This is a genomic window from Faecalimonas nexilis (assembly GCF_059731825.1).
The window spans coordinates 2,500,795-2,521,343 of the sequence record NZ_AP029189.1 but is presented as its reverse complement, the minus strand read 5'-3'; the positions used below and the strand labels follow the sequence as shown (position 1 = coordinate 2,521,343).

The window sequence follows — 20,549 nt, the reverse complement described above, 5'->3', positions numbered from 1 at the left end:
AAATGGTTATAACAGAAAAAATATGTTATACTAAACGAAATGGCTTGAGGCGGTCAGGAAAGAGAGGAAAAAGAAATTGAAAAGGAAAAAGGTAATTGCAATCTTATTGGCGGCGGCACTTTCGGCAGGAAATCTTTCGGGTCTTGGTATGTTATCAGTTGCGGCAGAAAATACTCAGACAGAACAGGCGATGGAAAAAGAAAATGAGCAGACGAATATTGCTCTGAATAGAACTGCAAGAGCATCAAACTCATTAGGAGCATCTGCTGAGCATCCTGCAAGAACACCGGAACTGGCGTTTGACGGAAAAGGGGACAACACAACAGACAATATCAACAGCCGCTGGCAGAGCAGTGATGTTCAGGAGTTTCGGGAGGAATGGCTGGAAGTCGACCTCGGAAACTCAGCAAAAATTTCAAAGGTGACTGTGAAATTCTTTGCAAAATTATATGGAAACTTTGTTATTGAGACATCGGACAGTCAGGCGGAAGATGCGAAATGGACGGAAATTAAATCTGTGGAGATGCCATCCGGCAATGATGCGAATATCATAAAAGAAGTAGATGTAACAAAGGATGGGGAACCGGTGGAAGTATCCCGTTATCTGCGTCTGCGTTTCACATCAGGAAACACGCAGGCTGCAAGCCGTGGAATCGGCGTGTATGAGTTTGAGGTGTACGGAGATTTGAGTGAGCCGGACAAGCCGGAAAAACCAGAAAATCCGGATGCAGTTACCGGAAATATTGCGAAAGGAAAACGTGCCACGGCATCCGGAGTGGAAGTTGGAATGGAGTCCTGCACACCGAATTTAGCAGTCGATGGCGATAAAGAGACAAGATGGTCTGCACCTCAGATGAAAACAGGAACAGATGCGAATCAGAAACAGAATATGCAATGGCTGGAATTAAATCTTGGAAATAATGTGACAGATATCACAAGCATTGATATTTCTTTCTTTAAATTAGTATTTTCTACAGACTATACAATTAAGACGAGAGCAAGCGAAACAGATAATTGGAGAGAAGTCGCACATATTACACATGAGCCAAGTGCAGAACAGAATAAGGTAGATTCTATCAAAACAGTAAAAGAATTGGATAAATATGTCCGTTTTGAGTTTAACAAGGTAAACACACAGGCAGGCGGAAACAGTGTCTCTGTGCGTGAAATTGAAATCAACGGAACGCAGGTTCCGATACCGTATGAGCCGGAAAGTGCAAAAGAAGTGCTTGACACGGTGAAAGGTCTGGATACAATTACAACAGACATGACAGAAGTGCCGCTTCCGCAGGTACCGGAAGGATATGAGATTCATGTGATCGGAAGCGAGTATCCTCAAGTCATCACAGATGACGGAAAAATCAGCGCATACAATATGTACGATTACAAGAGTATGGAGATTATGCTTCAAGTTGTGAATAAAGAAGATGAGACGGATGTCGCAAAGAAAGCTTTCCAGGTAGCAGTTCCGAAAAAGACACAGAAACATGTTGATTTATTCCCGGAAGTAGAAAATCAAAATGCGGAGCCAAAAGTGATTCCGAGTATTCAGGAATGGTACGGCTATGATGGAGAATTTAAGCTTACGAAAAATTCACGCATCATTGTGAAAGATGGGGCGAATCTTGGCGCAGACAAAATTGCAAAACAGTTTCAGGAAGATATGAAAGAGATTACCGGAATGGAACTTGCAATTGTAAGCGGACAGGAATCAGATGCAGATGACATTTTGATTGAGTCTGAGGTGGAAGATACATACACACTTGGAGACGAGGGATATCTTCTGCAGGCAGATGACGATGGAATCCACATCATTGGAAATGGATACAACGGATGTCTTTACGGTGCGATGACTTTAGAGCAGGTATTTTATACACAGAAAGATGAATTTAAATTCCCGAAGGGAATTGCCCGTGATTTTTCCAAATATGCAGTCCGTGGAGTGATGATTGATATTGCAAGAACACCATACCGAATGGATGCGTTGGAAGATATTGTGAAAGCGCTGGCGTTCTATAAGATTAATGAAGTACAATTTCATCTGAATGATAACCGACATGTGCCGGGAAATGCAGACCGTGATAAATATGAACATTGGGAAAACGTAGAAGGTATGTTCCGTCTGGAAAGTGATACCTTCCCAAGCCTTAAGACGACGGAGAAAAAGAACGACTATTACAACGAAGTGTTTGGCGGCTCGCCGCAATATACAAAAGAAGAATACAAGAATTTACAGAATTTGGCGATGGATTACGGAATTAATCCGATTTCAGAGATTGATGCTCCGGGACATTCGCTTCTGTTTACAAAATATGTGAGAAATCATTTGGATGAGGCACAGAAGGCGGTTCCGGAAATTAAGGGAAATATCAATGCAGATAAAGACTGGGAATTGCTTGCGATGACCGGGGAGAAAAAAGATTCTGCGTTTGCGTTTATGGATGCATTGTTTGATGAGTATCTGGAAGAGGATGTATTTTTAGGTGACACGGTCAACATCGGAGCAGACGAGTACTGGAATATCAATGATCAGGAACGACCGGGTGTACAGGAGTATATCCGTAAAATGGCAGACAATGTAAAGGATCACGACAAAAAGGTTCGTATGTGGGGATCGACAAGCCAGTTTTTCAAAAATCAAGATCAGGCAAAAGCATATAACGATATTGAAATTGATTTCTGGTCAAATTCATGGGAAAATGCAGCGAATAGAATTGAACAGGGATATAAAGTAGTCAATGTAGATTCGTTCCATCTGTATGGAAATCCTGGGCGCGACAAACGAGATGTTGTCAATGTGGAGCATGTGTTCAATAACTGGGATCCGACAGTGATGACAGGAAGCAAAGTAAGCAAGTCAGAGCCGAATCTTCTTGGAGCAAAGACGGCGCTTTGGGCAGACATTGCAGATATGGGTGTGACAGAAAGAGATAATTTTGAACGTATCATGCGTCAGGCAGCAGTGTTGAGTGAAAAGACATGGGGCGGAACAGATGAGACACAGACATTTGAAGAGTACAGTTTCAAGTATGACAGATTACAGCAGGGACCGGGCGTGTCTTTGGGGGCAGATGTAGACAGTGAGACCGGGCTTGTGCTGGATTATGATTTTGCAAATGTTAAGGAGGGAAAAGTATATGATGCCAGCGGAAATGGATATAACGGAAATATTTCGGATGCAAAGATAAAAGAAGAAGCTGGGACAGCGTGGCTTCAGCTGAACGGAGATACAGAGGTGCAAACGGAGCTTCGATCTATGGATTATCCATACACGGTACAATTTGAACTTCGACTTGCAAAAGAGGGCAATGGTGATGGAGAGACATATATTTTTGACGGACGCGATGGAAGATTGTCAATCAATGACAAAGGGAACTTGCAGATTAATCGTTCTTACTTTACACAGGACTTTGGTTACCAGATTCCAACAGACAAACCGGTGCAGATGACAATTGTCGGGACGCAGCAGGTGACAAAGTTGTACATTGATGGAAAATTAGAAAAGACACTTTTGCGAACTACGAATTCAGAGACGGATTATGAGCATCTGTTATCGACATTTGTATTTCCGCTTTCTTCTATAGGAAAAGGGATAGAGGGTGAACTTGCAAATTTGAAAGTATATAACAAAGCATTGTCACCGGAAAAAATCAAAGAAGTTTCAGAGAAAAAAGAAGTGACAGAAGTCAATGTGTCTCAGGGGACAGCAGCAGGGACAGCGCAGCGAAAAGGTGACGGCAATCAGGATGTGGACTGGAAAAAACTTCGTGTCGGCTGGAAAGCAATTGATGGTGACGGCAATGCTCTGGATGGAAAGCATGGCACAGATGTGAGTGAAAAAGATTCGTATTTTGAGGGTGCATATGCGGACAGCGCATTTGCGGTAGATATGCTGGAAGAGCAAGATATCAGTAAGCTGGTACTGCAATGGGATCGAGCGCCAAAAAGTTTTAAGATTCAGATTTCAGAAGATGGAAGTGTGTGGAAAGATTTACAGACTGTAGATGGAGAAAGTGTCAATACAATCACGTTTGCACAACCGATTCACACACGTTACATTAAAATGCAGGGAGTAAGTCTGAATGGAAACAATACGTTCAAATTGAGGGAATTCGAAGCGTATGAGGCAGTGGACAAGACAGCGCTGAAAGAGCAAGTGAAAGCAGCGGAAGAAAAATGCGAAGAGTTCGGTCTGACATTTGCAGATGCAAAGGGATATGATGCTTTTATGGATGCATATATGAAAGCAGAGGCAATGTACGAAAACACACTGGCAGAACAAAATGATGTGGATCTTGCAACGAAGACATTGGAAGAAACGCTGAAAGACCTTCCAGAGAATCCGGAGCCAGGGGAAGTAGAAGTGGAATCAGTCAAAGTGACTGTAAATAAGACGGAATTGAAAGTCGGAGAGACGACAACGGCAAAAGCAGTGATTACACCGGATAATGCAACAGATCAGACAGTCTCATGGACAACTTCTGATGAGTCAGTGATAACAGTGGATAAAGACGGACAGATCACAGCAAAGAAGATCGGAAAGGCAAATGTGATTGCAACTGCATCCAATGGAAAAACTGACAAAGTAGAAATTACGGTTGTTGAAGAGAAAACGGATCCAAAACCGGATAATGGAGACGATGGAAAAGATAATCAGAATCAGACTCAGAATACGAAGCCGGAAGAGGATAAAAAGAAAGATCCTGTCAAGACGGGAGACCCACAGTCTATCGCACTGTGCCTTGGGGCAATGGCGGCAGCCGGAGTAACTGTCATTGGAAGAAAAAAGAAAAGAGATTAATTAAAAAGTAAAATTAAAAGAGCAAAAATCGGAGGCAGAAATGAAGAAAACAGTCAAAAAAGGTATGGTAGTGACATTATCAGCATGTATGCTTGCAAATTCAGTTCCATTATCGAATTTTACAGTACAGGCAGCGTTAAAGCAGGAATTTGTTGAATTTACAAATGAACAAAACAGAGGTGGATGGTCAAAGGCGAGTGGAAACGGGAAAATCGAGTTTACAGACGGAGAGAACGAAAAAGGATATATGGTGTTAAGCTCAGATGATAATACGATTTTTTCGGAAAACCAGTCAGAAAAACGTGCAGACGGTTATGTGGAGATGGATATGACTCTGACGAAAGCAGACAATGGTGGCCGCATGGGAATTATTTTTCGGTATAACAATGAAAACGACTGGCAGGGAATCGGTATTGACAGTGGAAGCTGGAATTGGTTCAACGGAGCAGGTGAGTGGGGAAGCGTAACATCTGCGGCTAAAAGTTTTACAAAAGTAGGAGAAACTCATAGAATTCGAGTGGAATACCGCGGAAACAACGTGAAAGTTCTGCAGGATGGTGTGGAGATCATAAATCAGGAAATCGACAAGTTCAGCAACGAAAAAGCGGGGAATGTCGGTATGCGCCTCTGGGGAAAGGTGTCTGAAAACTATGATTGTGCTTTTAAAATCGACAATGTAAAGACAGGGGAAATCGCAAAAGAAGTTGTTCTTACACCGGATCATTTTACAGTTGATTATGAGGAAGCCGGAAAAGAAGATTTCAAAGTAACAATTGCTGAGGAGTCTTTGCAACTGACAGAAATTAAAAGTGGGAATGTGGCATTAGAAAAGGACAAAGATTACACATTTCATGCCAATACAGTTACGATAAAAAAAGAATATATTGCACAGATCAAAGATGCGGCATCCACAAATTTGACATTTGTATTTGAAGATGGACAACAGAAAACGTGCAGTATACAAATCAAAAAGGAAGAAGAACAAGTTTCTTATAATCGTGATTTCACAAAAGGGACAGAGGGGTTTGAAAAAGTTTCTGGAGACAGCGGAGTGCTGGAAGCAGGGAAAGATGGTGTGACTGTTCAGAAAGATGGTGTGTTCATTGATCAAAATTCTAAGGAGCTTAAGAATCAAGAAGTGGAATTTACATATGATCCGCTAAATAATAGCTGTAATTATGGCGTGGTACTGCGCTATACATCTCCGACAGACTATATTTATGTGGGACCTTCTGCTCAAAATAACCAACATTATACAAAATGGGGGATTTATAATCAGAACGGAAGACTTGCAGAGATTGAGGACAGCGGTTTTGTACTTTCCGGACGTGACGTTCCGTATAAAGTAAAAGTAAGAGTTGTTGAAAATGTAGTGACAATCTTTTTGGATAACGAAGAGATTTACAATGGAGAGATAGGTGGACTTACAACGAATGCCGGAAAAGTTGGTTTTCGAACAACAGAAAGTACAGGCATGACAATTCAAGGATTTACACAGGAGACAGCAAGTGCGCCAGAAGTGGTGGAAAACACGTCGGAAGCTGAGATTGCTTCTGAGCAAATGACAGTGACGCTGGATGCAAATTTCCCAAGAGTGGTCGAGTATACCTTGAAAGAGGGAGGGCAGACTGTCAAGGGGCAAGAACTTGCATTACATCAGGTGGAATTGAATAATAAACTGTACACACCGAAGGTTACATCAGATATTTCCGGTGCGAAGGCGACCTATCATGTTTCGGAAGAATCAACAGGGATTTCGTTTGATGTCATCATGGAAGTAAAAGAAAATGTACTGTCTATGCATGTGAAAAATATCAAAGATGATAAGACAAAGCTATATACTTTGAATTTCCCAGAACACAGTCTGATCTCTATGTCGAGCAAGGATGCAGGCGGCATGCTCACGGTAAATGATTATCGTTCGGAATCAAAGGTAGAACTTTCAAAAGCAAATGTCGCAAATGCTTACAGTGAGACAACGCTTGCCGTGCTGAGTAATCAGAATGTGGCGGCAACTCTGACAGGAGAATCCTATAAGAATCGGCATGAGGTGGCGTATCAGACATTTGATGCGGGGGATCACACTTCCACGGGACTTTGGGTGAATGAGTTTACATACAGAGGTCTGGATGGAGAAGTAATGTATGAGCCGGCTGTGAAAGTGGCTATTACAGCGGATCGCAACAAAGACGGTAAGGTGGATTATCAAGATGGTGCAATTGCACTGCGTGATGACTGTATGACCAGAAAAACAGGCGCAGATGTTGTGACAGATACATGGACGATGGTTGCAATGAATGTGGGGTCTGAGGCACAGTATCCGTTTCTTCGTATTTTAGACAATGTAAAGAAGATGTCACTTGCGATGGATGGATTTGGTCAGAATATAATTATCAAAGGATATCAAAGTGAAGGGCACGACTCATCACATCCGGATTTTGCAAATTACAATAAACGTGCCGGAGGTTTGGAAGATTTTCAGACATTACTTGAAAACTCTGAAAAATATAATGCCAAGATAGGAATCCATGTCAATCATACGGATATTTATCCGGAATCGCCGCAGTTTGGAAGATTGTTCACAGATCAGGCAGCGTGGAGCTGGTATGATTCTTCAAAACAGATTATACGTGAAAATGATGATTTGGATAAGAGTGAAAATGGTCTGGATGGACGGTTCGGACAGTTGTATGACAAAGATACCAATGGACAAATAGATTCGACCTATGTGGATGTATTCTTTGGTACAAGATGGCCGATGTATAAATTGATTGAAAATATTGCGGGTCGTGACATCGTTCTTGGAACGGAATATGCGGATGAGATGGCATCGCACAGTGTGTTCGCACATGGAATTCAGGTGGAGCCAGTGGCATCGAATCTGAAAGCGGCAGGAAATCTGGTTCGTTTTGTGGAAAATAATCAGTCTGATATTTTTCAGCAGCATGATCTGTTCCGTGGTGTGAAGGATCGTAACTCAGATACAGCTGGGATCAATGGATGGCAGACGGCGAAAAATATGAACAATGCACTGCAGATTTTTTATGAGCAGATACTTCCGAACAAGTTCCTTGCACAGTATCCGGTTATGCAGTATACAAGCAATGAGCAGGCGGTGCTTGGTGAAAATAATGAAGTTGTGACAAAGATGGAAAATGGTGTCAATGTCATCACGAAAGACGGAAAAGAAGTTGCAAGAGGAAATAAAATATTTATTCCGTGGGGAAAAGACGATGATACAGAAGGAAAGATTTATCATTACAATGGCGATGGGGGAGAGAGTACATGGTCACTTCCGAATTCGTGGAAAGATGCATCGCAGGTTACGGTATACAAGCTTTCTGAAAATGGAAAAAGCGATAAACAAACAGTGTCTGTGACAGATGGAAAAGTGACGTTAAAAGCAGATGCAAAAACAGGATATGTGCTTTACAAAGAAGAAGCGAAAAAGATTGAAACATCGGATACGATGGAATGGTCAACAGGCTCTCCGGTAAAAGATATGGGATTTGATTCTTATAATTTTGATGAGTGGAAGCAATCTTCTTCGGCAAAAAGTGTGGAACATATTACGATTGAAGATAATTCGCTTGGAAATGCGCATCTTTACATTAAAGGGAAAAAAGATGGGCAAGTGGAGCAGGTTCTGACAGGACTTGAGAAAGGACAAACCTATTCGGCATCGGTATGGTGTATTACAGATGATGACAGAAAAGCATCTATCAAAGTCGAGAATGGGGACGAAGTTGTAGCGAATTATATGGACAGCAGCAATGTAAAATATGGTGTTCATCACAATGACAAATACCAGACATATGCACAACGTATGCAGGTTCGTTTTACGGCAACATCTGACAAGGCGGTGTTGACTTTGGCTGCGGAGGAAGGAAAGACAGATGAATCGGTAGTGGATTTTGATGATGTACGTGTCATGAAAGTAAATCCGTCGACAAATCCTGAACCTGCAAAATACACATATTGGGAAGATTTTGAAAATGTAGACCAGGGATATGGTGTGTTTGTGTCAACGGAGTCTGACCAGTCGCATTTGTCACAGAAGAATGCAGTAGATCCGCAATATACGCCGGATGTAATCGATGGCAACTATTCATTGAAGGTACGTGCGGGAGATTACATGAGAACGATTCCTTCGACAGTAAGACTGGAGCCAAATACAGAGTATACAGTAGGAATCGATTATAAATCTCCGTCTTCGAATGCGTTTACATTCGCAGTGAAATCAGACAAAGCAAGTAAGGAAAATGATGCGCAACATGCTGTGGTTGCGAGTGAAGTGGTAAAAGATCAAGAAGGAAAGCTGGTATTGAAGTTTACAACCGGAGATTATGATGATTACTATGTAGATATTACAAAAAATGCAGCGACAGAATATTATGTAGACAATTTCTATGTGGAACAGGCTCGCGCTATGAACCAGGAAACACTGGAGGCGCTGATTGAAGAGGCGAAGGCGTTAGATGAAAAGGCATATACAAAAGAGTCTTTTGAAAACATGCAGGCTGCGTTGAAAGAAGCTGAGAAAGTGCATAAAAATCAAAATGCTTCGAAAGAAGAGATAGAAAAGGCGTATACAGATTTAGAGACTGCGATGGAAAATCTGGATGCCTATGCAACAGCTGAGGATAAGGAACAGCTCTCGAAAGTAATTCGTGAGATGAAGAGTATTCTTGCGAGCGACTACAAGCAGGATGAAAAGTGGCTGGCGTTCCAATCTGCGCTCAAAGAAGCGGAGTCTTTATATGATTCAGACAAGGCGACCCAGAAAGAGGTTGCTTGGATGATTCGCGATTTGCGGGAAGCAAAAGAAAGGTTGAATCCATTAGTAGACAGAACAGCATTAAAGGCAATCATGGCAAAAGCAGAGAGAGTAGATAATAATTCTGTTGTAGATGGAAAAGAATTACAGACATTCTTAAGCGCTTACAGTGAAGCAAAAACAACTGACTTAAAACCGGGAGTGACAGAAACGGAGATTTTGCAGGCGACGCAGAAATTAACAGATGCATATAATGCAATTGTTTTAAAAGAAGATTCTAAAAATCAACTTGTAAGCACAGCGCTTGAAAAGGCGGATGAAGATGTAAACTATTTTCTGGAAAAGGACTGGAAGGAAATTCAGGAGGCAAAAGCGGCGCTTGAAAAGATGAAAAATCAGACAGGTGTTTTGGTAAAAGATTACTTTGAAGTATTAGATCGTCTGGAGGCTGCGCTGGAACATAAATTGAGCAGACCGGTGGTGCCGTCTGCGGTGGAAATTGATTCAAAGAACTTCAAGATTTCAGCAAACACAGAACAGGCAGATAATACGGCTCATAATGAAGGGCCTGTCAAATATGCATTTGACAAAAATCCAAATACGATCTGGCACAGCAGTTATAATCCGATGTTTACGGTATCGGCAGACAATCCGGCAGAGATTACAATTGATATGGGAAAATCATATACGATTAATCAGTTTTCATATTTGCAGCGCCCTGCTGGAGGAAATAATGGAAAAGTACAGAAATACAATCTGTATGTCAAGTCGAATCAGGCAGATAAATGGAAGAAAATTGTAACGGATGGAACATTTGCGGATAAACAAGAACTTCAAAAAGTGACATTTGATGAAGTGGAAGCACAGTATGTCAAATTTGAAGTGACGCAGGGATTTGGTAACTTTGCGACAGCAGCAGAACTTGCGGTTTATCAGAAAGCTTCTGATTTTTCAAAATTGCAGGAAGCGATGGATGAAGCGGAGAAGTTGGAGCGTACAAAATATTTAGAAGTATATTACTCCAACATCGATCAGTTATGCGAAGAGGCAGAAGAGTTGCTGAAAGATTTTATGACGGAACAGGCAAAAATTGATGCGCTCACAGAACAATTGCAAAAGGCTTTGGATGCACTTGAGGCGCTGGCTGCAAAATCAGATATTAAATTGTTGGAAGAAGCGGTAGAGGCTGCACGAAATATTGATTTAGATCAGTACAAAAACACAAAAGAATTTGAAAAAGCACTGTCTGCTTCTGAGAAACTGCTGGCAGAATACAAAAAAGAAGAAAGAATATTACAAAAAGATGTGACAGAAGCAATTTTGAAATTGACTGAGGAACAAGGAAAGCTGGAAGAAAAAGATCCGGTAAAACCAGAAAAGCCAGAGGTAGATATGGTTGTGGTGAAAGCGGAACAAACCACATTGAAAGTTGGAGCCGCCACAAAGGTATCTGCGACAATCATGCCGGAAGATGCCAAAGATAAGGCTGTGACATGGTCTGTATCAGATGAGAATATTTTGTCTGTGAGTCCAGATGGAACGGTGACTGCGAAAAAAGAAGGAAAAGCATATGTAATTGCAACTTCTTCGAATGGAAAAACCGGACGAGTAGAAATTACAGTTGTTTCAAAGGATACTGTTTCGAATCCGGAATCATCAAAAGATGAAGGAAAAGAAAATAAGAAAGAGCCTGTGAAAACAGGGGATACGCAGTCGACAGCGTGGTATATCGGCTTGATGGCGGCAGTTGGTGCAGTTGTATTTGGCACGAAAAAGAAGAAAGAAAAGGATGAAATGTAGTTAAGCAATAAAAGGTTCTGGATTTGGTGAAAACCAAATTTGGAACCTTTTTTAAACAAAATTATTAAAAATAACTAAAAATATAAAATTAGAGAATTTAAAACAGTTGTTTTTGACATGAGAAATATACAAAATGATGAAAAATTTATATATTATACCTATAAATATGAAATTGTGCTAAACTAAAAGAGTGCATGATTGCTACAAAACAAACAATCCTGCAAATTTATCTAATCTGCCAAAAGACTTGGAAAGGAGTTTGAATTGCAGAGGAAAAGGAGAAGGTTATGAAAAGAAAACTTTTAAGTTCCATGCTCGCGGCGGCAGTAGTCGTGACGAGTACGTTCTCCACAACATCAGTCTCTGAGGCGAAGGAACCAGATGCCTCAAATGGCAAAGTTGAGGTTACGATGAAAGATAATTCCGTAACAATTGGAAACGATGCCATTGAAAGAACATTTTCAACAGCAGATTCAAAGTTATCTACTACTGAAATTGTGAACAAGAGAACGGATGGTGGAGAGACTAACTTTACACCGGAAGAAGGTAGTGAAGAATTTATTGTCAAGACGACAAAAGAAAAGAAAGACCCGATTAGTTTGGAGCCGATTGACAGAAAAGGATGGACAGCAGAGGCGGACAGTTATCAGAATGGCGCGGCAGGCGCTTCTGATGGACCGGCATCAAATCTGTTAGATGGGAAGATTGATACAATTTGGCACAGTAATTATGGTGGTGGAACAAATGGTGCGGGCGATCAGGATTACCCACACAATGTTGTGATCAAATTTGATGATTCTGAGACGTTTCAGTCATTTTCATATACGCCTAGAAAAGAAAGTGAGACGACAAACGGAAACATCAAAGGCTATAAATTGTATGCATCTACAGAGGCGGAAAAACTTGATTTTAATTCAGATAAATGGGGAGAACCGATTGCGGAAGGCGAATTTGAGTATGATGGCACCAACCCGATCTATGTGAACTTAAAGGAAACATGTACAGCAACACAGATTAAGTTTGTGGCAACATCGTCAAATAACGGCGAGAAGTTTGCGGGTGGCGCAGAATTTAATTTACATAAAGATAAAGTGCCGGTTGTTGCGGACGACAGAGCGTTTAAGACAAGTGACTTACAACTGGAAGATGGCAAGGATGCCGTGAAGGTTGAAGATACAACAGCAACTATCAACGGGGAGAAGAAGACAGGTAAGAAGGTGACGTTTTCCTTTGAACCGTATACACATAAAGGTGTAGAGTATACAATCGACGAAGTAGTTGTTATGTATGAAGGGGATCACTTCATGCGTAAATATTTGGAAATTGAAGTTCCGGATGAAGATATGGGAAAAGCGGAAATTGACTATATCGATCTGGAATCTCTGAAAGTAGAAGAGTCTGATAAACAGTGGACAATTCCGAGAGGAAAAGGTGGAATTGTTCAGATGGAAGAGTTTAAGGCGAATCTTGGACAGCCAATCTATATTCAGGGCATGTTTTTCGGATGTGAATTCCCGGCGGCAGATACGGAGATTGTAGACGAGACAGGATATATGCGTTACTATACCGGAAAAACATTCGAAAGAATGAAAGAGGATAATCAACTGACAACAGATGGAAAATATGTGACATGGCAGACAGTTGCCGGCGCTGCAAGAAGTACGGAAAACGAAGTTATTCAGGCAGATTTCTATGATTACATTGATTCGATTGCAACTCCATCAGAATTTCGAATTCAATATAATTCATGGTTCGACAACATGATGAAGATTGACGATGAAAATATTTTGGAATCTTTCATTGAAATTGATCGTGAGTTGAACAATGCGGAAGTACGTCCGCTGGATTCTTACGTTGTGGATGATGGGTGGAATGCTTACAACGATGGAACGCTAGGGGCTGGCTCTTATCCGCAATCGGGATCAGAGATTAATAAAGAAGGGTTCTGGACATTCAATGAAAAATTCCCAGATGAACTGACACCATCCAGCGAGTTAGTGCAGAAGTTTGGAAGTAATTTCGGTGTGTGGGTTGGACCAAGAGGTGGCTATAACTTCTATGGAACATTGGCAAATATCATAGAAAAAGCTGGAAATGGAAGCAAAGCCGGCGGTTCCATTGATGTTGCAGACCGGGTGTACGTAGAAAAATTTAAAGATATGGCAATTGACTGGCAGAAGCGATTCAAGGTAAATTACTGGAAATGGGATGGATTTGCGGATACAGGACAGTATAATCACTTTAATAATTCAGGTGGTGCGGACGGTGTTCCGGTATATAGCGAGACGAATCACCATATGACGGGTGGTTACCATCAGATGTACCATGTGACGGATTTGTGGGAAGCATGGATTGATCTTATGGAAGCAGTACGCCAAAGTGAAAAAGAGGATGGCATTAATAATCTGTGGATTTCATTGACATGCTATGTAAACCCAAGTCCTTGGTATTTACAATGGGCAAACTCTGTATGGATTCAATGTACACATGACCAAAAGGATGCTGGTTTTGGTACAACAAAAATGAACAAGCAGATCACTTACCGTGATGCATGTTACTATGATTTCCTGAAGAATCATGAGTTCCAGTTCCCATTGCAGAACATTTACAACCATGATCCGGTATATGGAAAAGAAGGAACCGGAATGAATGTGAATACGGCTACAGATGAAGATTTCCAGAACTACTTATATATGCTTTCTACACGTGGAACAGCTTTCTGGGAACTATACTATTCTGACAGTATCATGACAGATGGCAAGTATGAGATTACCGGAGAATTTTTAGAGTGGGCGGAAGAAAATTATCATATGCTGAAGAATTCTAAAATGATTGGTGGACGACCGGACAATACAACTTTGGGAAGTGCTTCTTCAAGTGAAGCATCAGCAGAAGCGTACGGATTTTCATGCTTTGATGGAAAAGAAGGAATCATTTCACTTCGTAACCCATCTGCTTCCGCTGATAAAGAAATTAAATTTACATTTGACCGAACTATAGGTGTTGCTGAAGGTGCAGGCACATTAGATTATTATTTGGAGCATAGTTATAAGCTTTCCGACGAGTCTGCTCAGACGGGAACATTGACATACGGACAAGAATATACAGTGAATTTGAAACCAAATGAAGTACGTATTTTACGAGTTTCTGCACAAAAAGATACAAAAGCACCTGAGATTGACCGGATTATGACAGACGGTAATTGTGAAGTTACGGTAAAATTCAATGAAAAAGTATCTGGAAATCTCTTTGCAGTGGATGGTTCCGGAATTGCTTCAATTGAAAAGAGCGCGGACGACACAACATATCATATCACTTTGACAAAAGCGCCGGAAGACGGAAAGACAATCACGGTGACGCCAAAAGATATCAAGGATATGTCAGGAAATGCGACGACAGCATCTGCATCAGTTGTATATCACAAGGGCAATGTAGTTGTCGAGAATAAGGAAATTGCAGAAGCCGGAGAAATTGCAGCGGCAGATAAGTCATTGAATTCTAATAACGGATTTAGTGTGGCTGCATCTGTAAATACAACAGGCAAGGATCAGACACTTGTAAAACAAAATGATCAGTATGAATTAAAAGTTACAGCAGACGGAAAAGCTTCCTTTACACTGAATGGTGCGACAGCAGTTTCCGGTAAAACGATCAACGATGGCAAACAACATGTAGTTGTCGGTGTGAAAGAAAATAACGGTATGCTGAAGCTTTATGTGGATGGCAGTCTGGAAGGTTCGGATTACAAGGAAGGCAACAGATACCATAAGGTAGAAAAAGCTGCAATTACAGTTGGAAATGATGTTTCAAAAGCCGGCGTATATGATACCGCATATGGCTATGATAAAGTAGATGAAATCTTCCAAGAAGGGTTCTCAAAATTAGAATTGACAAATGAGATGATCACAGTGTCAGGAACAGAAGAAGGCGATAAGAATACGGTGTTAGATAAGAATAATACAACGTTTTGGACAAGTCAAAAAGTTTCAGAGGGTACTGTGAACAATGAAAATGCTTGGCTGAAAGTGGATTTGGGTGCAACATACAAGTTGGATCAAGTTGACTATACACCACGTTTTGACAATGTGCAGAACAATTATTGGGAATGTACCGGTAATATCAAAAACCTGATTGTGGAGACAAGCGTGGATGGAGAGACATGGACAGCAGTAACAGAAGATGGTGGTCGTGATCTTTCGAAAAAAATAGTGAAAGAGAATAACAGCTCATTCTTCCCGGAAGAGATTACATTTGAAGCAAAAGAGGCAAGATATGTACGTATCAGCGGTACAAAATCACATCATTGGCAAACTCAGAATGTAGATAAGCAGATTACTGTTGCAGATCTTGCAATCTACGGAGAAAAGGCAGGAGTAGAAAACATTGCAACAGATAGCTCGGTGAAAGTAGAAGCTAAATGGACAAAAGATGACACAGATGCAGCCAAAGGCGGAGACAGACCGATGTCTATGGTTGTGGATGGCAACAAGGCAGATACTAACGGAAACTACGGTGAATTTGGTGCGGATGACAAAGCAGAATCTTCTTATATGCAGATTGATTTAGGAGAAGTGTGCGATGTAGATACATTGAATTTATATCGTTACTGGAATCAGAATCGTGTTTATGATCCATCTGTCATTTTAGTTGCAGAGAAAGAAGCTGATTTTAAAGACGGAACAGCGACAGTTGTATACAATGCAGATAAAGAGAAAATTCATGGATTGAATGACAAATATTATACAGAAGTTAAAGATGAAACATATGAAGAAACTGCACAAGGTAAGTCGTGGAACTTACCGGAAAACACAAAGGCAAGATTTGTGCGTGTGTATATGCATGGTGTGAAAAATGGCGGAGACACAAACCATATCGTAGAGATGGAAGTGATCGGAACAAGACCTGACAAAGAAGAAGTGCCAGCAGTTGATCTTACAAAATTGATTGAGAGATTAACTGTGTTAGCAGCAGTGGATACGTCAAATGCAACAACAGACAGTGCGGCGGCATTTAAAGCACTTGTAAAAGAAGGATATGATCTTGTTGCATCTGGAGCAAAGACACAGGGCGAAGTAGACGCTATGTTGAAGAAACTGGAAGGCGCAGAAAACAAACTGGTAGATACAAACGCGCTGAAAAAAGCAATTGCAGATGCAGAAAAGAAAGTGGCAGAAAGTACAAAGACAAGTGCAGCAGCGACATTAGCAAAAATCGAAGAGGCAAAAGCACTTTTGAAAAATGGTACAACAGAAACGATGAATCAGATGATCAAGGCTTTGGAAGATGCCATGAAGACACTTGTTGCAAGAGGTGATGTGAAAGAACTGAAAGCATTGATCGACACATATGAAAAAGAAGAATTGAAAGAGGCAGATTATACAACTTCTACATGGAGCGCTTATGAGACAGCCTTGAACACGGCAAATGCTATTGTTAAAGACAACAGTGACAGTGACCAGACACAGGTAGATGCAGCGAAGAAAGCGTTGGAGGATGCACATAAAGCATTGGAAAAACGCGGAGATACAGATGCATTGAAAGCGTTGGTTGAAAAGTACAAGGATTTAAAAGAAGCAGATTATACACATGACACATGGGTAGTATTTAAAGAAGCGTTTGATGCGGCAAAAGCAATTGTGGCAGACAACAGCGACAGCACCCAGGCGCAGGTGGATGCGGCAAAAGAGGCGTTGGAAAATGCTTATAATGCATTGAAGGAGGCTCCGGAGAATCCAAAGCTTGACACAAGCAGACTGGAAAAAGCAATTGCAGATGCAAAGGCGGTTGTCAAAGAGTCTTATACAACAGATTCTTACAATGCAATGAAAGCGGTTCTTGATGAGGCGGAAGACTTGTTGAAAGAAGAAGCTCAGGATCAGGATACAATTGATGCCAAGACAGAAGCGTTGAATGCGGCAATTGAAGCGTTGGTAAAACGAGGCGATGTAAAAGAACTTTCAGAATTGGTGAAAGCATACGAAGAAGAGAAACTGAATGAAGGAGTATATACAACTTCTACATGGAGTGTTTACCAGACAGCATTTGATGCAGCGAAAGCGATCATAAAAGATAACAGCAATAGCGACCAAGAAAAGGTAGATGCAGCAAAAACAGCTTTAGAAGTGGCAAAAGAAGCGTTGGAAGAACGAGGCAATACAGACAGCCTTAAAGAGCTTGTAACAGTATGTGAGGAACTGAAGGAAGAAGACTTTACAGCGGATACATGGAAAGTGTTTGAGAATGCGCTTGATGCAGCAAAAGCAATTGTTGCAGATAACAGTGACAGCAATCAGACACAAGTAGATGCAGCTAAAGAAGCGTTGCAGAAAGCAAAAGACGATCTGAAAGAAGCAGAAAAACCTGTTAACAGGAGCAAGTTGGAAGAAGCATATAACAAGTATAAAGATCTGAAAAATGATGGTTATACAGAAAACAGCTGGAAAACATTTAAGAATGCGCTTGATGCAGCGAAAGCAGTTTTAGAGTATGAAGATGCGACGGCAGAGCAGGTAGATGCAGCACTTGCACAATTAGAAAAAGCAGTCAGTGGATTGAAAAAAGCACCAATTGATGGAAGTGGAAACAATCAAGGTGCACAAAATAACAATCAGAAACCATCTACAGGTGGTTCAGGCTCAAACGGAAGTGTAAAAACAGGAGATTCTTCAGATGTAATGCTGTGGGGAATCTTTGCGGCAGCAGCTCTTATGGCTGGCGTAGTCGTAAAAAAGAAAAAAGCTTAGTGTAAAATCAAAAAGAGCAGAGGCGGGAAAACCGCTTCTGCTCCTTTTCTAATCATTTCGCATAAGAATTGCTTTTTAAATATTAATTAAATATATATTATATACATAAACATAAATAAAAGGCACATCTACATTTTGATTCTGATTAAAGTTTTACGACATTGACTGCCTGAGGTCCTTTTGCACCTTCAGTTACTTCGAATTCTACTTCCTGACCTTCTTCTAAAGATTTGAAACCTTCCATGTTAAGTCCAGAATAGTGAACGAATACATCGTTTCCTGCTTCGTCGGAAATGAATCCGTAACCTTTTTGGTTGTTAAACCATTTTACTGTACCTTTGTTCATGTTGATACCTCCATAAAAATAAATAATAAAGTTGTATTACTTGCGTAATATTGAATTAGATTAGCATAATTCTATATAAATGTCAATGTTTTTGAAAAAATATAATGAAAAATGCACAAATATAGGTTACAATAAGACGTAACAATGAAAATAAGGAGATAGAATATGAGAATTTCGACAAAAGGGACATATGCATTGGAAATAATTGTGGATCTTGCAATGCATTCTTCGGAAGAGCATTTAGAGCGGCTGAAAAATATTGCAGCACGGAGAGGTCTGTCTGAAAAGTATTTAGAGAGGATTGTCAAAGCAATGAAGAATGAGAATCTGATTTTGAGTACAAGAGGAGCAATGGGAGGGTATCGTCTTGCGAGAAGACCGGAAGATATTACTGTTTTGGACGTGCTTCGCTCTGTGGAAGGAGAGCTTGCACCGGTGGAGTGTCTGACAAAAGAGACGAATTGCGGGATTGCGTGTGAGGATTGCTTGACACGAGGAGTCTGGGCAGATATGTGGAGAGAAATCTTGGGTGTTACGGAGAATGTCTCAGTGGCAGATATTACAAAAGAGGTAGTTGACAGAGCAGGAGAATAGGTGTATAACATAAAACATGTAATACTTAGCAAAGTGGTAGGAAAAGGAAAATTCTTATGAAAATATCGACAAAAGGAAGATATGGACTGCGGGCGCTGGTAGACTTGGCAGGTCATGACAATGGAGAGCCAATTGCGTTGGCAAGTATTGCACAAAGGCAAAAACTGTCATTGAATTATTTGGAACAGGTTTTTAGTGTGCTTAGGAAGGCTGGAATTGTAAAAAGCCTGAAAGGGGTGAACGGAGGGTACCGTTTGGCAAAAAAGGCTGATGATATCACGGTGAAAGAAGTTTTGGAAGTACTGGAAGGAAAGTTCTCGATTGTAGATGAATATGCACAAGAGAAGGGGACAGATGACGTGCAAGAAGCGATTAAAACTTTAGTCTGGGATCAGATTAATACACGGGTGAACCAGTTGCTGGAGGAGAAGACATTGAAGCAGTTGATGGCATCATTTGCCGATGAAAACAGAAAGCAGAAGTCTATTTGAAGGAGGAATTACTTATGGGAAAAGTATATCAAAATGTAACGGAATTAATTGGGCATACACCTCTTTTAGAAGTGCAGAATATCGAATCAGAGCTTGGGTTAAAAGCAAAGATCCTGGTGAAATTAGAGCTGTTTAATCCGGCGGGAAGTGTAAAAGACCGTGTTGCGAAAAATATGGTGGAGGAGGCTGAACGCCAGGGAATCCTTAAGCGTGGAGGGACAATCATCGAACCTACAAGTGGAAATACCGGAATTGGACTTGCGTCCATTGCGGCATCAAAGGGGTATCGTGCAATCTTTACAATGCCTGAGACGATGAGTGTAGAACGGCGGAAACTTCTTCAAGGTTATGGCGCAGAGATTGTTCTGACAGACGGGAAAAAAGGAATGGCTGGAGCGATTGTGAAAGCTGGAGAACTTGCAGAAGAGATTGATGGGGCAGTTGTTCTTGGTCAGTTTATAAACAAAGCGAATCCGGCTGCGCATACCGCTTCTACCGGACCGGAGATATGGGAAGATACCGAAGGTAAGGTGGATATCTTCGTTGCGGGAGTCGGTACCGGTGGAACAATTACAGGAACCGGGGAGTATTTAAAAGAGAAAAATCCGGCGCTGAAAGTAATTGCAGTGGAGCCGGCGGCATCACCGGTGTTATCAGGAGGGAAACCAGGACCTCATGGTCTGCAGGGGATTGGAGCAGGTTTCATTCCGGAGATTTTGAATACGGAGATTTATGATGAGATTGTGCAGGTGGAAAATGACGAGGCATATGCAGCTTCCAGAATGCTTGCCCACAAAGAAGGGGTACTGATAGGAATTACATCCGGCGCAGCGCTTCACACGGCGATAGAGCTTGCAAAAAGAGAAGAGAATGCAGGAAAAACAATTGTGGCAATATTGCCGGATACGGGAGAACGATATTTGTCGACACCATTATTTGAGGTATAATTTTCAAGAAAAAAGTCATTGTAAAGTATGATACTTTGCAATGGCTTTTT

7 protein-coding genes are annotated in these 20,549 nt (G+C 41.1%); 6 read left to right on the top strand and 1 reads right to left on the bottom strand.

The features are described from left to right. The first annotated feature begins 76 nt into the window (after positions 1-76). The 3 genes from AC6I5B_RS12710 (at position 77) to AC6I5B_RS12700 (ending at position 18,121) form a co-directional block, all read left to right on the top strand. Positions 77-4,801: a discoidin domain-containing protein gene (locus AC6I5B_RS12710; RefSeq protein WP_497773385.1), complete on the top strand. Its 4,725-nt coding sequence runs from the start codon at positions 77-79 to the stop codon at positions 4,799-4,801. 40 nt (positions 4,802-4,841) lie between these two features. Beyond that, positions 4,842-11,378: an endo-alpha-N-acetylgalactosaminidase family protein gene (locus tag AC6I5B_RS12705; protein ID WP_235837168.1), complete on the top strand. Its 6,537-nt coding sequence runs from the start codon at positions 4,842-4,844 to the stop codon at positions 11,376-11,378. Between the two features lie 287 nt (positions 11,379-11,665). Then, the gene (locus AC6I5B_RS12700; RefSeq protein WP_071144405.1) at positions 11,666-18,121 is read left to right on the top strand and encodes a discoidin domain-containing protein; all 6,456 of its coding nucleotides are present in this window, start codon (positions 11,666-11,668) and stop codon (positions 18,119-18,121) included. A 145-nt stretch (positions 18,122-18,266) separates the two neighbouring features. Here the strand turns inward: AC6I5B_RS12700 and AC6I5B_RS12695 are convergent, their stop codons facing one another. Further along, complete coding sequence (locus AC6I5B_RS12695; protein WP_004611017.1) at positions 18,267-18,467, bottom strand: cold-shock protein; 201 nt, start codon at positions 18,465-18,467, stop codon at positions 18,267-18,269. Positions 18,468-18,632: 165 nt separating this feature from the next. Here AC6I5B_RS12695 and AC6I5B_RS12690 point away from each other — a divergent pair, with 165 nt between their 5' ends. The 3 genes from AC6I5B_RS12690 to cysK are packed head-to-tail and all read left to right on the top strand — an operon-like array spanning position 18,633 to position 20,499. After that, entirely contained in the window at positions 18,633-19,061 is a 429-nt protein-coding gene (locus AC6I5B_RS12690; protein WP_004611016.1) for an RrF2 family transcriptional regulator, read from the top strand. 56 nt (positions 19,062-19,117) lie between these two features. After that, positions 19,118-19,552, top strand: a complete 435-nt coding sequence (locus AC6I5B_RS12685) for an RrF2 family transcriptional regulator (RefSeq protein WP_004611015.1) — start codon at positions 19,118-19,120, stop codon at positions 19,550-19,552. A 14-nt stretch (positions 19,553-19,566) separates the two neighbouring features. Further along, a complete protein-coding gene (gene cysK, locus AC6I5B_RS12680; RefSeq protein WP_497773384.1) occupies positions 19,567-20,499 on the top strand; it encodes a cysteine synthase A in 933 nt (310 codons plus the stop codon). Positions 20,500-20,549: the final 50 nt, after the last annotated feature.

What these genes read in the sequence shown, in the direction of transcription:
- AC6I5B_RS12705 (WP_235837168.1), top strand. Translation starts at nt 4,842, where the DNA reads ATGAAGAAAACAGTCAAAAAAGGTATGGTAGTGACATTATCAGCATGT.
- AC6I5B_RS12700 (WP_071144405.1), top strand. Translation starts at nt 11,666, where the DNA reads ATGAAAAGAAAACTTTTAAGTTCCATGCTCGCGGCGGCAGTAGTCGTG.
- AC6I5B_RS12695 (WP_004611017.1), bottom strand. Translation starts at nt 18,467, where the DNA reads ATGAACAAAGGTACAGTAAAATGGTTTAACAACCAAAAAGGTTACGGA.
- AC6I5B_RS12690 (WP_004611016.1), top strand. Translation starts at nt 18,633, where the DNA reads ATGAGAATTTCGACAAAAGGGACATATGCATTGGAAATAATTGTGGAT.
- AC6I5B_RS12685 (WP_004611015.1), top strand. Translation starts at nt 19,118, where the DNA reads ATGAAAATATCGACAAAAGGAAGATATGGACTGCGGGCGCTGGTAGAC.
- cysK (WP_497773384.1), top strand. Translation starts at nt 19,567, where the DNA reads ATGGGAAAAGTATATCAAAATGTAACGGAATTAATTGGGCATACACCT.